Annotated in this window: 14 protein-coding genes and 1 pseudogene; 10 read left to right on the top strand and 5 right to left on the bottom strand. The window is 71.6% G+C overall.

The features are described 5' to 3' along the window. Nucleotides 1-140: 140 nt before the first annotated feature. Entirely contained in the window at nt 141-1,646 is a 1,506-nt protein-coding gene (locus B9S61_RS17375; protein ID WP_103543084.1) for a hypothetical protein, read from the bottom strand. 870 nt (nt 1,647-2,516) lie between these two features. Further along, nucleotides 2,517-2,816, bottom strand: a complete 300-nt coding sequence (locus B9S61_RS17380; RefSeq protein WP_103543085.1) for a helix-turn-helix domain-containing protein — start codon at nt 2,814-2,816, stop codon at nt 2,517-2,519. 114 nt (nt 2,817-2,930) lie between these two features. Between B9S61_RS17380 and B9S61_RS17385 the strand changes: the two genes are divergently transcribed. Continuing rightward, nucleotides 2,931-3,578, top strand: coding sequence for an HAD family hydrolase (locus B9S61_RS17385; RefSeq protein ID WP_258039705.1), 648 nt, complete (start codon nt 2,931-2,933; stop codon nt 3,576-3,578). 4 nt (nt 3,579-3,582) lie between these two features. Next, nucleotides 3,583-4,419: an NAD(P)-dependent oxidoreductase gene (locus B9S61_RS17390; protein WP_103543087.1), complete on the top strand. Its 837-nt coding sequence runs from the start codon at nt 3,583-3,585 to the stop codon at nt 4,417-4,419. 7 nt (nt 4,420-4,426) lie between these two features. On the opposite strand, the gene B9S61_RS17395 is transcribed toward B9S61_RS17390, so the two are convergent. The 3 genes from B9S61_RS17395 to B9S61_RS17405 all read right to left on the bottom strand — a co-directional run bounded on the left by B9S61_RS17395 (nt 4,427) and on the right by B9S61_RS17405 (nt 6,987). After that, the gene (locus B9S61_RS17395) at nt 4,427-4,996 is read right to left on the bottom strand and encodes a guanylate kinase (RefSeq protein WP_103543088.1); all 570 of its coding nucleotides are present in this window, start codon (nt 4,994-4,996) and stop codon (nt 4,427-4,429) included. Then, nucleotides 4,993-6,030: an AAA family ATPase gene (locus B9S61_RS17400; RefSeq protein ID WP_181007407.1), complete on the bottom strand. Its 1,038-nt coding sequence runs from the start codon at nt 6,028-6,030 to the stop codon at nt 4,993-4,995. The genes B9S61_RS17395 and B9S61_RS17400 overlap by 4 nt, the downstream gene beginning before the upstream one ends. 165 nt (nt 6,031-6,195) lie before the next feature. Beyond that, nucleotides 6,196-6,987, bottom strand: coding sequence for a GntR family transcriptional regulator (locus tag B9S61_RS17405; protein WP_103543089.1), 792 nt, complete (start codon nt 6,985-6,987; stop codon nt 6,196-6,198). A 395-nt stretch (nt 6,988-7,382) separates the two neighbouring features. Here B9S61_RS17405 and B9S61_RS17410 point away from each other — a divergent pair, with 395 nt between their 5' ends. From B9S61_RS17410 to B9S61_RS40895, 8 genes and pseudogenes are all read left to right on the top strand, one after another. Next, complete coding sequence (locus tag B9S61_RS17410; protein ID WP_103543090.1) at nt 7,383-7,991, top strand: hypothetical protein; 609 nt, start codon at nt 7,383-7,385, stop codon at nt 7,989-7,991. Between the two features lie 172 nt (nt 7,992-8,163). Continuing rightward, entirely contained in the window at nt 8,164-8,331 is a 168-nt protein-coding gene (locus B9S61_RS17415) for a hypothetical protein (protein WP_258039706.1), read from the top strand. Nucleotides 8,332-8,604: 273 nt separating this feature from the next. Continuing rightward, nucleotides 8,605-8,916, top strand: a complete 312-nt coding sequence (locus B9S61_RS17420; RefSeq protein WP_103543095.1) for a WhiB family transcriptional regulator — start codon at nt 8,605-8,607, stop codon at nt 8,914-8,916. 111 nt (nt 8,917-9,027) lie between these two features. After that, a complete protein-coding gene (locus B9S61_RS17425) occupies nt 9,028-9,387 on the top strand; it encodes a hypothetical protein (RefSeq protein WP_258039707.1) in 360 nt (119 codons plus the stop codon). A 240-nt stretch (nt 9,388-9,627) separates the two neighbouring features. Next, complete coding sequence (locus tag B9S61_RS17430; RefSeq protein WP_103543092.1) at nt 9,628-11,499, top strand: DUF2637 domain-containing protein; 1,872 nt, start codon at nt 9,628-9,630, stop codon at nt 11,497-11,499. 137 nt (nt 11,500-11,636) lie between these two features. Beyond that, nucleotides 11,637-12,188: a hypothetical protein gene (locus B9S61_RS17435; protein WP_103543093.1), complete on the top strand. Its 552-nt coding sequence runs from the start codon at nt 11,637-11,639 to the stop codon at nt 12,186-12,188. Further along, nucleotides 12,185-12,388 carry a hypothetical protein gene (locus B9S61_RS17440; protein WP_031066211.1) on the top strand — a complete coding sequence of 68 codons (204 nt, stop codon included), beginning with the start codon at nt 12,185-12,187 and terminating at the stop codon, nt 12,386-12,388. The genes B9S61_RS17435 and B9S61_RS17440 overlap by 4 nt, the downstream gene beginning before the upstream one ends. Before the next feature lie 123 nt (nt 12,389-12,511). Beyond that, nucleotides 12,512-14,428: pseudogene (locus B9S61_RS40895) on the top strand (hypothetical protein); the annotation flags it as partial.

The raw sequence follows: 14,428 nt of genomic DNA on the forward strand, positions 1-14,428 counted from the left end.
CGGGCCTCGCTCTCGCCGCGCTTCCTGGCGGCCTCGCGAGCGGCGTGCAGCGCAACCCGGGCGAGGTCGACGCCGGACAGCTCCGGGCCGTCGGCGGCGGGCGGCTCGATGGGGGTGATCGTCTCGGTCATCTCGGCCTCCTACCGGCGTCCGTACGTCATCAGCGAGCTGCGGGCGCCGCTCGCCAGCTGCAGAGCGCGGCGCACCAGGTCGGCGCCGTAGAGCTGCTCTGCGGTCTCGCGGCCCATGGCGTCGACCGCCACGGTGATCAGCGAGGTGTCGCCGACCATCAGCCGCTGCCGGGCCTCCGCACGGGCCTCGGCCACCACGTCGTCCTCGAGGCCGCCCACGCCGGACACCTCGGGCAGGGCCTCCGTGTCGGGCGCGGCAGCCCAGGGCTTGGGCCGGAACGAGGCGGCGAACGCCTCGTCGACCTGCCGCTGGACGGCGCGGCTGGTCGGGGCATCCCAGTCGCCCTCGTAGCGCTCGGTGCGGGCGCGGACCTGCTGGATGCGGTGGCGGCGGGCGGCTTCCTGGGCACCGCGCCACTGCTCGACGGCGTCGGCCCGCTTGGCCGGGGTGTCGAGGACTGTCTCCGCACCGGCCAGCAGCACGGCAAGCAGACCCGAGCCACGGCGGACCCGGGCCGCCTCGCCGCGCAGGTGCAGCCAGCCCTTCACGTCGGTCACGGTCCATCCGGCATCAGCCACGCCCCGGGCCACCCAGGCGATCCGGGCCACAGAGCAGCCGCGCAGCCAGTCCAGCTCCTGGGTGAGCTCACGGGCCAGCTGGAAGCGGCGCCCGACGACGTTCAGCTTCCGGCGGCCGCCGGCCTTCGCCTTCGACTTCTTCGGGGTGGGGGACTTGGCATCCCCGCTTGCGAGCTTGCTCTCAGGGGGGAAGGAAGTACCACCCGCAGAAGAAACAGTTGAGGTACCGACCTGCATTGGGGTGCAACGGGCCTCATCCGAAACAGCCGTCACAACCCCCTGCTCAGCACCCTTCCGGGCACCCCTCGCCGGGGCCTTCGACGACGTCTTCGAGCGCGGCTTGCGCACCTTCCGCGACGCCTTCTTCGCCAGCTTCGCCATCAGCTCCCGGCCGGACTCCGCGATCCCGGACGCCGCCCGCGTGTACGCCGGAGCGTCCTCGTCCCGCTGCACCGTGCGGATGCCGAGCGCGACGTCGAACTCCACCGGGATCATCCGCGCGAACTCGCTGGCCTGCGCCGGGCCGCCCGACACTCGCGTCCCCTTGACGATCCACGCGAGCAGCCCGGCCTCCCGCAGCATGCCCAGGTGGTACTCCACCGACCGCTCGGACAGGCCGGTGCGCCGCACCAGGTACTCGATCCCCGGACGGCACGGGAACAGCTCCGCGAGCTCCTGGGCGACGCGCACGGTCGTCGCCCCGAAGGAACGCGGGCCGTGCGACCGGTGCCGCCGCGGCTTGTAGAGCCCGGACCCGGCGACCCAGTGGACCGCCTGCATCCACGAGTAGCCGTCGCCAGCGATCCGGCCCGCCGACGTCGACAGCCACTGGCTCGCCTCCGGCACGTACAGGCCGGGCAGCACGGAGACGTCGTCGTCGACCGACGGACGCGGGGAAGGGAGCAGCACGGCGGCCGGTGCCGCCACGCCGCTCATCGGCCCACCGTCCCGGCCGGGGTCGCAGATACCGCCTGAGTCGCCATCGGGCTGGTGTACACGCCAAAGCGGACACCCCCCTTTCGGGGCAGAGCGCGCGCTTCCTCATCCATCCGGCGAACCTGCACCGAACGACCTGTGGACAGAGTCCGGCGACCGGCGCCGGAGCTGTGGACAACGGAAAGCCGAACGCGGCTGACCAGCGGCGCACCCCCGGTGGCCGCCAGGAGGGCATAGGCCCCCCTCTCCGGATAGGTGTCGCGGACCGGGGTCGGTGTGACACTCCACCCCGAGGGATCTTCGTGATTAATGCCTTGAACTGCGCAAATGCGGAATGCGAATCCCGTCACGCGGGAAGCGTTGATGGCTCGAACCGGTGCGAATCGGGCACGGTCGAGCTGACAAGGGGACACCAGGTCGGGCACTATGACGGGGACACCAACTCTCATATGCGAGCCGGACCACCCCGCGAAAGCGGGACGGCCGACGAACTGACTGGGAGACACCAAGCCCCCTCCGGGAGGAGCGGGTGAGCGTCACCACCACGGCCTGTGGTGGGGGGAGATTTCTCCTCTCGTCTGGGTCTTGCTGCGGGGCCCCTGTCCAGGGCCCTCGGTGGGGTGAAGCGCCGGTCGTTGTCCGCGACCGGGTGTTGCTGGTGCTGAGGCCCTTGTCGAAGGGGCCGACCCGCTTGTCGAAGGCGGGGTTTTGCTAGGTGAACTGGCTCGATGAGCCGAAGCTCGGAACCCGGTGTCCAGCCGGGACCGAGCAACCGATCCGGGGTGTCAAACCCGGTCGGAGCGAAGGGTCGCGCGAGGCCGAGTGGATGTCCGTCCGCTCTTCTGGCCGGCGCGGCCGGTGGCGACTACGTCACCCCGACCCCCTTGATTCCGAGGCTGGCGTCGGCATGCCCTCATCCGGCTTCGCGGCTTCGGGATACCGCTCCGCAAGCCGCTTGAGCAGGTGCATGTAGACAGCGCGGTGCGGACGTCGGGGGTGGGTCTGCCCCAGCTCCCAACGAGCCACGGCCAGACGCTTCACGCCCACGGCCTCCGCGACTTCCTGCTGCGTGAGGCCAGCCGCGAGGCGCAACTTCGCGCGCACAGCTGGCGGTGGCAGGACGTCGTCCACGAGGGCGTCGACCCGCTTCAAGCGGTCCGGGTCGGTCACGGCGCAGCCTTTCAAGATCGATGGTCCCCTGAAAGATACACGATGCGATCTACGTCCGGGAGTGGACATCACCGTGAGCTGCGTGCCGACCGGAGCCCGGTAGGGTCCGTGCACGTGGCCCGCCTCGTGTTTTTCGATCTGGACGGCACGCTGGCCGACCGGCAGTCGGCACTCAGCGACGCGTTGACGTGCCTGTGCCGCTCCCTGAAGCTCTCCCCAGATGCCGAACAGTGGCTGCGCACCGCGCTGGCCGACCGCGCGACCATCGGTGACTTCGCTCGGCTGCGGGAAGCCTTCGGGCTGGAAGCGTCGGCTGCGGCCCTGTGGCAGGAGTACGTCGACCTCATGGCGGCCGCCGTCACCTGTCGCCCCGAGGTCCTCGAGGGCCTGGCCCGTCTGCGCGCAGCCGCGTGGACGATCGGCGTCGTCACCAACGGGGCTGGCGACATCCAGCGCGCCAAGCTCGCCGGGACCGGCCTCGCCTCCCTGGTCGACGGCGTCGCCGCCTCGGGCGACCTGGAGATCCGCAAGCCGGACCTGCGCCTCTTCGAACTCGCGGCCTCCCGGTGCGGCGTGAGCCTCGCGGACGGCGGCTGGATGGTCGGCGACAACCCGGCGGGAGACGTGGTCGGTGGCCACCAGGCCGGCCTGCGCACCATCTGGCTGCGCGGCCGACCCTGGCCGGACGGCCTTCCCTCCGCGCACCACGTCGTCGACGACGTCGCCGACGCCATCGCCATCCTGCTCGCAGAGACGGAGTAGCACCGTGGACCAGCCGACCGTCGGCATCCTCCACCCCGGCAGCATGGGCGCCGCCGTCGCCGCCTGCGCCGCGACCAACGCGGCCGCGGTTCTGTGGTGCGAGGCCGAGCGCAGCACCGCGTCCGCTGCGCGCGCCGACCAGTTCGGCCTGACGCCCGTAGCCACGCTGTATGAGCTGCTGGACCGCAGCGACATCGTCATCAGCCTCTGCCCGCCGGCCGCTGCCGAGGACCTGGCGCGCGACGTCGCCGGGCACCGCTTCGGAGGGGTGTATGTGGAGGCGAACGCCATCAACCCCGGGCGGGCGCAGCGGATCGCCGCGCTGCTCGCACCGCCTGTGACGGTCGTGGACGGAGGCGTCGTCGGCTCCCCGCCGGTCGGCGGCAAGACCCCGACCCTGTACCTCTCCGGCCCGGCCGACGCGACCGAGCGCATCGAGGCCCTGTTCGTGGGCACCGCCGTTCGCACGGCGGTATTGGGCACGGAAGTCGGGAAGGCGTCCGCGTTGAAGCTGTCGTACGCCTCTTTCCAGAAGACCAGCCGAGTGCTGGTGGCACTCGCGGTCGGCATGGCACGGGAGCACGGGGTCGACCAGGAGCTCATTGAGGTCGCCTCGAGGCGCACCGACTCATACCTGTCCGAGCCGCAGTACGTGGCCAAGACTGCGGCCCGCGCTTGGCGCTGGGGCCCCGAGCTGGAGGAAGCTGCCGACGCGCTCGCGGCCGCCGGCCTTCCACCGGAGATGCTGCGGGCGACCGCGGCCACGCTGGCACGGTGGAACGACGCCAAGGACGGCGAGCTCACGCTCACCGACGCCTTGGACCGACTCGCCCACCCGTAGCCCGCGCTCATGCCGTCGCCGCTCCCGCCCGCTGCGCCAGCAGCTGGTCGATGAGCCGGGCCGCGTCCTGCGGTGCCGACACCGTGGTGTCCACTGTCAGGTCCCACACCATGCCTGGGTGCGCGTCCAGATCCTCGCGGGTCGCGTCCCACGCCGCCAGGCGCGCCGCGGTGTCGCTGTCGCCACGCCTCGCCGACCGCTGCTCGGTCACTTCGCGCGGGCACCACAGCAACACCACCGACCAGTCGGCAGGGTAGCCGTCCATCAACGCTCGGATGCCGTCGACCTGCCCGAGGTGCACCACGGGCACCCCGGCCGCGAACGCGGCATCGACGCCGGGCCGGTCGATCGCGTACGTGTTGCCGTACCGGGTGTTCGCGTAGACGACGTCGCCCGCAGCCTCCAGCTCGCGCAACTGCTCTGCAGTGCCCATCCGGTAGCCAGCCGACTTACCAGACCCGACCTTGAGCCGCGCAAACTGGCGGTACTGCGGGCGCAGCTCGGTGAGCGCCATGGTGACGGTGTCCTTGCCCGCCGCCGGCGGGCCGTAAAGAATCACGCCCTGACGTTCGATCACGCGTACATCGCCCCCATCGCCTGCCGGGCCTGGTCCGCGAGCGTCACCGCGGTGCCCAACCTGTTGTCAACGACCAGGTGCGGCACCGCCGGGCGCAGCTCCAAGTCGATGGTCGCCATGTACTCGTCCCACCGGGCGAGCTTCCACGCGTCCCGGGCCGCAGAGCGGAAAGTGATGTACTCCCGCATCGATTCCTCGTCGCATTGCACCCACACCGGGAAGACGTCGACGCCCATGGACGCGGCCCGGTTGCACAGGCGCTGCATCCAGTCCGGGTCGGTCATCTCCGAGATGAACGGCGCCGAAAGCACAGTGCTGATCCCGCACTTGATGTTGGCCATGGCTGACTGCATGAGGCAGTCGTACTCCACAGACCGGACACGCTCCCTGTAGAGCTCTGTGTGCCGGTCGTTCGGATCGCCGCCCAGCGCCACCAGGAGCCGTTCCACGAGCGGTCGGGTGAGCGGGTCCTTGTCGAGCAACGGCCAGCCGGTGAGCTGGACGAAGAAGCGCGCGAGCTCGGTCTTCCCGCTGCCTGCGAATCCGCCCACCAGGATCAGGACTGGACGATGCGGGTCGCCGCCGGTGTGTCGGCGCTTCCATGCGTCGATGATCCGCTGCTGGAGAGCGAAGTGGCCGGCGTCCTCGGTGCCCGGCGAGATGCGGTGAATGGCTCGTTCGACAGCCAGGACGTGCGCGCCGTTGAGACGGTCGTCCATCGGCGTCAGCTTGAACGACGTCTCCTCGCCCGGCAGGGCAGTTCGGAAGCCGAGATCTGGCTCGGTCGCGCGGTAGAGCAGGCAGTATGCGCGCCGGTAATGCGGGCCCGGATATACCTCGCCCTGCTCGTGCTGCCACAAAGTCTGGGGATTCGCAGCTGGGATGCCCTTGAGCTTGGCTTGCTCGGCTACTTCCCGCAGGCGTTCGCCGGCCTTCTCCAGGGTCAGGCCGTGGGCCTCACGCTGCTCGCGCAACCGGTCCGGCCTCCACCCCGCACGCTGCTTCCCCACCCTGTGCCCCTCCGTCATCGTCATGGCCGCGAGCCTAGGGCTCGGGCTGCAAATCGCATGTATACGCGGATGTTGAAAACGCGTGAATGGCGGTGCGTACGAGCTTCGACAAGTCCTTGTGATGGTTCGCCCTGTCCGACCCGGGTGTGATGGCCCTCACCAGATCAGCAAGCAGGACGTGAGGTGCAGTCAGTGGTCGTCGTCGCCGTCCCCGTCCTCATCAGCGAGTCGAGCGCTTGCGTGGCGTCGGATGGAGTAGCCGATCTCGAACTCTTCGGCGCTCATCCTGGTGTCGTTCAGCTCGACGACGCCGCCGTTGGGGGAGGTCGTGACCCGCACGACGCGCAGGAGTGGGACGCCAACGTCGGCCGGGAGATCCAGGGCCTCCGCCTCTTCGGGCGAGGGCATGCGGGCGGAGACGCCTTCACTCCAGCGGAGCGGGCGGTGGCCCATCTCCTCCAAGCGGTCGTAGATGCCCCCCGGCCCGGTGTCGGCTTCCGCCAGTCGAGTTCCTCGAGCGAGGTCGGCCGGGAGGTAGCTGGTGGCCAACTGCTTCGGCTTCCTGGTTTCGGGGTCACCCATCACGCGGTCGCGAACGAGGACTTCGGATCCGGTGGCCAGTCCCATAAGGGCAGCGAGATCGACCGGCACGACACCCCATCGCACGGTGGGGGGCTCCAGAGCCACCCACGGTTGGGCAGTCGGGTCGAAGTAGTAGCCGATCTCGTCGCGGAACACTTGACGGGATCGGGTGATGCGCCGCTTCTCGGGGCGCTCTCGCACGATGGTCCCTCTGCGGCGCACCGCGACGACGAGTCCCTCTTGCTCCAGGAGCGAGATGGCGCTTCGCACGGTCTGGTAGCCGGCGCCGTACTGGGCTTGGAGTTCGGTGAGCATGGGCAGCTTGTCGCCCGGCAGGTATCGCCCCTCGCTGATCTGCTGTCGCAGGTCAGCTGCGATGTCGCGATACGAGACGGGCATCGGAGCCACCTTTCAGAGTGCTGCGCGGATCTGATTCTAGGGCTAGCTCTATCAGTCTGCGATGTGCGAGCACAAGCGATCGACACGAATAGAGCTATCGCTATTGACTCGGGGGCGCGCCATGGTCTCTACTAGGCGATAGCGATAGCCCTAACGCTCCGTTGAGCAGGGGCTACGCCCCAAGCACTACCGCAGTAGTCGTCCGCCCTCCGGGGCGGCCGGGGTTGAGAGCACCACCGAACTCCCCCGGAGCCTGACGGCCGCGACGACTGCGTGCACGTCGCAGCGCTGTGCGCTGTCTGTCCTGCGGGACGCCGGCCTCGTGCCGTGCGGCCCGGAGGGCGGAGAGAGCATCGCGACCCGCGCCCCCGCCGCTCCGTCCGTGAGGAGTTCAGATGTCTGCTTCGACCCTTGAGCGCACTGCCCGTCCCCGCCGCAGCCGGACCCGCTCCCGCACCGTCAACGCCCGCCCGGCGCTGGCCCTCTCCACCCTCCGGCCCCACCAGTACGACCTGCGCCCCGCCTGTGCATCGCTGGTCTGCCCCGACTGCGAGACGTGGGTGCCGATCACCGGCATCCAGACCAAGAAGCCCAAGGTCGTGCCACACGACACCGGCCGCGCGGGCAAGGACGCGGCCGTCCGGTGCCGTCTGGGCAGCAACCGCCTGGTCCTCGTCGACGTCACGGTCCGGAAGTGGGAGGAGCACCTGACGGACGGCAACTCGGAGACCGTGCACCGCCGCCGGACCACCGTGCGGCGCAAGCCCAAGGTCGCGGTCGCCCCGGCCGTCAGCCAGATCGCCGCGCAGAAGCAGACGCCGGCGGGCGACGAGCCCGGCGACGGCCGGCCTCTGTGGCGGCTGCGTAAGGAGCAGTGGGCGGCTACCGAGTCCGCGGTTCGCGACGCCGACACCCGCCGCGCGCAGATGCCCGCCGGTGCCGCGCCGCTGGGAGCGCCGCCGGTTCCGCTCACGACGCTGCACCCCGAGCGCCGCGCGAGCTGACCCGCTCCGGACGAACGACCACGGCCCCGGCCACCCCGCAGAGGGGCGGCCGGGGCCGTGGCTGCTCGTACAAGCAGTCAGCTCCCCAAGTGGGGAGTGATCGCGACAGCCCTTGGGATTGCGGCCCGGGAGCTGTCCAGGACCTGACTCGGAGGACCTGATGCAGCACAGCATGACACGCACCGCGGCGCAGCCGCAGGCCGGGATCATCGACGACATCGAGCGCGAAGACGACTCCAAGGGCTACGAGCCCCACGAGGACGCCGCCCGCGTCGACGTCGCCCTGGTCCTCGTTCTCAACACCGCCCCGGCGTCGACCGGCTGGGAGGTGGCGGCGTGATCACCAGCCTCACCGACGCCGAACGCGAGGAACTGTCGCGGAAGAACGCGGAGCAGAACCGCCGGTCGGAGAACAACCGCCGCTGACCGCCCGCACATCCAAGCAGCGCCGCCCCCGGCCCTGCCCGTCGTCCCCGCGCCTTCCCGGCCGGGGCCGGCGGAGAGCGCCGGGAGCTCCCGCCCGCTCCGGCCGTCAGGCCGCCACAACACGCAACAGCCCCGGGGCGGCCACCCCGGGGCTGACTTCTTGCTCTGGACCTTCTGGGAGGCCCTGATGAATCGCGACTCCATCGTACGCACCAGCTACGCCCCCGACGCCGACCTGCCGGTCAACACCAACTGGCGCGAGGACGGCGCCTGCACGCGGGAGGACCCCGAGCTGTTCTTCCCCATCGGCAACACCGGCCCGGCACTCCTGCAGATTGAGGAGGCCAAGTCGGTGTGCCGCAGGTGCCCGGTACTGGAGCGCTGCGCCTCCTGGGCGCTGGAGATGGGCGAGGCCCACGGCGTGTGGGGCGGCATGAGCGAGGACGACCGCCGCCGCATCAAGCGCCGCGCCGCCCGCAACCGCACCAAGGCCGCCTGATCCGGTCTGGCGGCTGCCTGATCCGCCCGCACCGACCGCCGCACCACGGCGGCCGGGACGGGCGGTGACGGGGAGCCGGACAGCCCGGACCGACAGCCGAGGGAGGCCCTCATGGCCACGACGATGACCCCGCTCCAGCCCGGCACGGAAGCCGCCGCCCAGGCGTGCGCCTTCGCGATCTTCGGCAGCGACATCCCGCCGATCGACCCCGACGACTACGACGGCAGCTGGCGCACCACGCTCCACGTCATCGCGGAGGAGTGGGTGGGCGAGGGCCGTGTCGAGCGGCACGCCGCCCGCACCGCGACCGCGATCAACGACCTGCTGAACACCCAGCGGCTGTTCGGCGAGGGATCGCCCGAGGCGCGCGCCGCCGGTACCGCGCTCAAGCCGCTGATCGACAAGTGCCGGATCTACGGCATCACCACCGACGACCTCCGCCGCCACGGCGCGCAGCTCCACACGAGCTGACTTCGCGCCCGCCCGGCGGGAGCCGATCCCAGTTTCGCGCCCGCCCTGCGCCGCTTCGCGAGTACGGCCGCCCGCCCCCCGGGCCGCCGGCCTTTTCGTGCGTGCGGAGCGGGTAGAGCCGGTGTCCGGTTCGCAAGCAACCATCCGCACAACCGACCGCTTCGGGAACGCCTCACCGCGTTTCGGGAGCAGCCCCCGCCGTTTCGCGCACGCCCTGAACGACCCCCTCCGGAGGCCCCCATGACGCTCACCGACTGGCCGCGATCCGCGGCTGAGCCCGACCCCGAATCGGCTTCACCGGCCGCCGTTTCGGGAACGCCCAAGCCGGTTTCGCAGACGCCCGGCACCGTTTCGGAGACGACGGCGTTCGTTTCGGAGACGGAAAGCGGAACCGGAACGAAGCCCTCCCCGGCGAAGCTGACCGGCACCCAGAAGTGGACGGCCGGAGCGATCGTCGCTGCCGCGCTCGCCCTCGCGGGCATCGGCCTGTACCTCAGCTTCGAGCACGTCGCCCAGTTCGCCCACGAGGAGCTGCGCTTCGGCTCGCTCGGCAAGGGCCAGCTGTTCGCGATCGGCGTCGACGTCGGCATCATGGTCATGATCGCCGTTGACCTGCTGATGGCCTGGCTCAAGCGCCCCATCAGCTGGATCCGCTACCCGGTGTGGCTGCTGACGGCCGCGACGGTCGTCCTCAACGCCGCGTCCGGCGCCCCCAAGGACCGGGCGTGGGAGCTGCTGGACTACGTCGCCGCCGGCGCCCACGGCGTCGTCCCGGTCCTCTTCATCATGGTGGTGGAGCTGGGCCGCACCTCGATCGACCGCGTTGTCCGCCCTGACCAGGCCGAACGCGACTCGATCCCGTGGCTTCGGTGGGTGCTCGCCCCGGTGGCGACGGCCCGGATCTTCCGCCGGATGCGGCTGTGGGGCGTCACCTCCTACCCGGAGATGATCCGCCGCGACCAGGAGCTCATCGCCTACGAGCAGTGGCTCAAGCGCAAGTACGAGGGCGACATCACCAAGGCCACCGAGGACGAGCTGCTGCCGATGAAGATGGCCCCGTACGGCTACACCGTCGCCCAGGCCCTGGCCATGCCCGACGAACAGGAACAGGCAGCTCAGGAGCGTGCGGAGGAGGCCGAGCGCCGCCGCCTGGACGCGGAGACGCGCAGCGAGGTCGCCAAGGCGGAGTCCGAGGCGGAGCGGCTGCGCGCCAAGGGCAAGGTGGAGCTGGTCCAGGCGGAGGTCGACGGCCAGACCGGCCAGGCCCGCGCCCACGCCCGAGCCCAGGTCAGTGCCGCAGAGCGGGCCGCTGAGCTGGAGCAGCAGGCCCTCGACAACGCCGTGATCGCCGAAGCCCGCGCCCGCGAGGCGGAGGCGGAGCGCAAGGAGGCCCAGGAGCGCAGGGCGGCTGCCGCCGCCGACCTGGAGAAGGCCGAGCTCGAGCGGAAGGCCGCTGAGCAGCGCAAGGCGGCGGCCGAGGCCGACAAGGTCGCTGCTGCGGAGGCCGGCGCGATCGAGACCGAGCGGATCGCGCAGGCACGCCGCACGGCGGCCGCCGCGGACCTGGAGGCAGCCGAGCTGGAGCGCCAGGCCGCACAGAAGCGGAAGGAAGCGGCGGAGGCCGACCGGGTCGCCGCGGCGGAGGCACAGGCCATCGAGACCCAGGCCATCGCCGAAGCCCGCCAGGCTGCTGCCGAAGCCGATCGGCGTGCTGCCGAAACGGAGAGGGCCGCTGCCGAAACGCGGCGCGCTGCTGCCGAAGCCGACCGCAAGAAGGCGGAGGAGGAGCGCCGCCAGGCGGCCGCTCTCGCCGACATCGCGCGCTCTCAGAAGGAGGCTGCCGAAGCCGAGCGGGCTGCTGCCGAAACGCGGCGGGTCGCTGCCGAAATCGAGCGGCGCGCGGTCGAAGCCGAGGACGCCGCGAAGCTCAAGCCGCGCGAGCGCGCGGTCCGCAAGGTCGCCCGGATGATCCTCGCCGTCGGCGGCGACGCCGACCAGCTGCCGCTCGCCGACATCCAGCGCGAGCTGGCGGTCACCTCGCCCGGCACTGCCTCGGAGTACCGCCAGGAGGCAGCCGAGCTGCTCGCCGGCGGATACCGCCCGGAGCAGTGACCTGCACAAACGAGCCTTTCGACGGTTCCACCGGCCCCCGAGACGAAGTCAGCGCCTCGGGAGCGCGGTGAAGGCGCCGAAACGCCACGACAAAGCCTCCCAGATCGCCCCCGCCCCGAGAAGGAGAACCCCACCTCATGGATATCAACGCACTGTTCACGGATGAGGGCCTGCGGGCCTTCACCGCCACCGTCCGCGACCAGCACGTTCGTGACGCCCAGCAGTACGGGCAGATCGCGGACATCGTGCGCCGGCGTCTGGAGCAGACGCCGATCGAGGGCGACCGCTGGATGTCCAAGAAGCTCCGCGCCTGGAAGGTGTCGCGGCAGCTCAAGGCCATGCAGAAGGCGTCCGGCGAGGCCGCGAGCAAGGCGGAGGCCCTGTACGCGACCTACAAGAACGAGGTCCTGGAGCTCCCCCAGCGCAGGGCCGCGGCGGAGGCCCGGAAGCTGGAGCGCAAGCAGGGCAGGCAGGCCGCCCTGGGCGCCGCCGTCGCCAAGTCCCTGGACAAGACGGTGACCGCGCTCAACACCCCCACCGAGCAGGCCCCGGGCACGGTCCCGCAGGCGCGGCCGGCGGAGTTCGTGACCCCGGACAACCCCTGGAACCAGTGGCCGATGGCGGCCGGTGGTGAGCAGGCCCCGACCCGCACCATCAACGACTACTTCGCGAAGGGAGAAGGGCAGTGACGACGCCTCGGCAGACGCAAAACCGCGCGAAGTTCTGGAACGCGCGGGTCGCCGAAGCCCAGAGCGACCAGGAGCGGGCCGGGGTCTGGTACGACGCGTGCCGGACCCTGGCCCGCCAGGCCGAACGCGACGGCAAGCCGAACCTGTGGCCCGCGCTCACCAAGACGCTCCACGACTTCTACAAGAACAACGGAGGGTGACGAAGTTCTTCTTCATCACCGCCTCCTCCTCGCCGCCTGGAGCACCCCAAGGCGCGCGCGTGTCGTGCGCGCGCGAGGGTGCCCCAGGCGGTGACCGTCTGTCAACTCCGAGAGGGAGACGTCATGGCCGACGACGACGGCCCGAACAACCTGATCCACTTCCCCCGCGTGGGCTACACCGCCCCGGCCGAACCCCCCGCGGAACCCCCTGCTTCGGCCCCGGCCGACGTGCCGTTCGCCGCCCCCGCAGACGCCTCCCCGGCCACGCCCGAAGCGTTTGCACCCGCGACGCGAACCGACCCGATGGGCGTCATCGCGACCCTGCCCGAGCCCGGTCTCGGGGCCCCGTTCGCCGCCGACTCGGAGCCCGCCTCAGCACCCTCCGCAGCGCCCGCGACGGCGGGCACGATGGTCCCGGCGACCTTCCGTTCGGAGGGCGCGCAGCCCGCCGCGCCGCGCCTGGGATCGCTGTCCCTGGCGGCGATCCTCGCGGTGTCCCTGGCGGCCATGCGCGGCATCCACTCCGCCGTCGCGGCGGGCCGGGCGAACCGGGAGCAGCGCGAAGCGGTCGCGAAGACCGCGAGCACCGCCAAGGACGGCTCCTCGGGGGGCAGTTCGAAGAAGCAGGTGCAGCCCAGCCACGAGTACGGCCGCAAGACCCTCCAGCGCGGCCCTGGCGGTCTGGGAGGCCGCTCCGGCGGCTCGGGTCCGGGCAGGTCCGGACGGGGCGGCAGCGGGCCGTACAGCGGCTCGGGCGGCCGGGGACGCGGCGGGTCGACGACCCGCTCGCCCAGCGGTTCCGGCGGCGGTGGTGGCGGGCGCGGACGCGGCCCGGGTACGGGCTCGGGCGGCGGCGGCCGCACCACCTCGCCGAACAAGAACAGCTCCGGAGTCACCCCGCTCAAGCGCACCTCGCAGGGCGGCGGCGTGAACCTCAAGAAGAACCGCGGCCCCGGATCGTCCGGCGGCTCGGGAAGCTCCGGAGGCTCCGGAGGCAGCAAGGGTCCGAACAACAGCGGCGGCGGAGGCGGAAGGAAGAACCGCGGCCCCGGCAGCGGCGGCGGGTCCGGCTCCTCCGGGGGCGGCGGCTCCACCACGAACCGCAAGCGCGGGCCCGGCAGCACCGGGTCCGGGGCCGGCGGTTCGTCCGGCGGCCTGGGCAAGAAGCGCGGACCGGGCTCCGGGACGGGGACCGGCAAGGGAACGGGCCCCGGCACCAAGAGCCCCGGCAAGGGCACGGGTTCGGGCGGGAAGACCACGCCCGGCACGACCAGCTCGAAGGGGACCGGTACCGGCAAGGGCACGGGGACCGGCCCCAAGAGCGGCACGAAGAAGTCGCCGCGCGGCACGACCGGCCCGTCCGGGATCCTGCGCAAGAAGCCCGGCACCACCACCTCCGGCACCGGTCCGAAGACCAAGCCGAAGGGGAAGGGCAGCAGCGGCGCGGGCACCACGGCGCCCGGCAGCAAGCGCGGCGGCGGGAAGAAGGGCAAGACCCGCTCCGGCAAGGGCGGGACGATCCCGACCCCGGTGCCCACGGCGCCGGGCGGGAAGTCCCGCAAGGGCAAGAAGCTCAAGCTCACGCCGGGGATCGCGCACGGCACCATGGCGGCGTCGGACACGTACGGCTGCCGCTGCCGCAAGTGCCGCCGCTTCGACCGCGAGTACGGCAAGAAGATGGACGCGGCCCGCAAGGCCGCCGAACGAGGTCGGACCACCTTCGGTGAGGCCGTGCACGAGACCGCGAGCAAGCGGCTCAAGCGCCGCCGCAAGAAGATGGGGCCGCCCATCGTCACCAAGGTCAAGGTCAAGAAGCCGAAGAAGAAGACCGGCCCGAAGACCAAGACCACCAAGCCCGGCAGCACCACGCCCGCCGGTCCCGCCGCGAAGACGCCGGCCGGTCCGGCCGCGAAAGCGCCGGCCCGCCGCACGCCCTGGTCCACGGCCAAGGCACGAGCCCGCAAGCGCGCCCGGATGCGTACCACCACGGTTCCCGGGCCCCGCCCGGCACCGACGACCGGCACGACCACACCGGCCCCG

This window comes from Streptomyces sp. SM1 (assembly GCF_002910825.1).
GTDB classification, from domain to species: domain Bacteria; phylum Actinomycetota; class Actinomycetes; order Streptomycetales; family Streptomycetaceae; genus Streptomyces; species Streptomyces okerensis.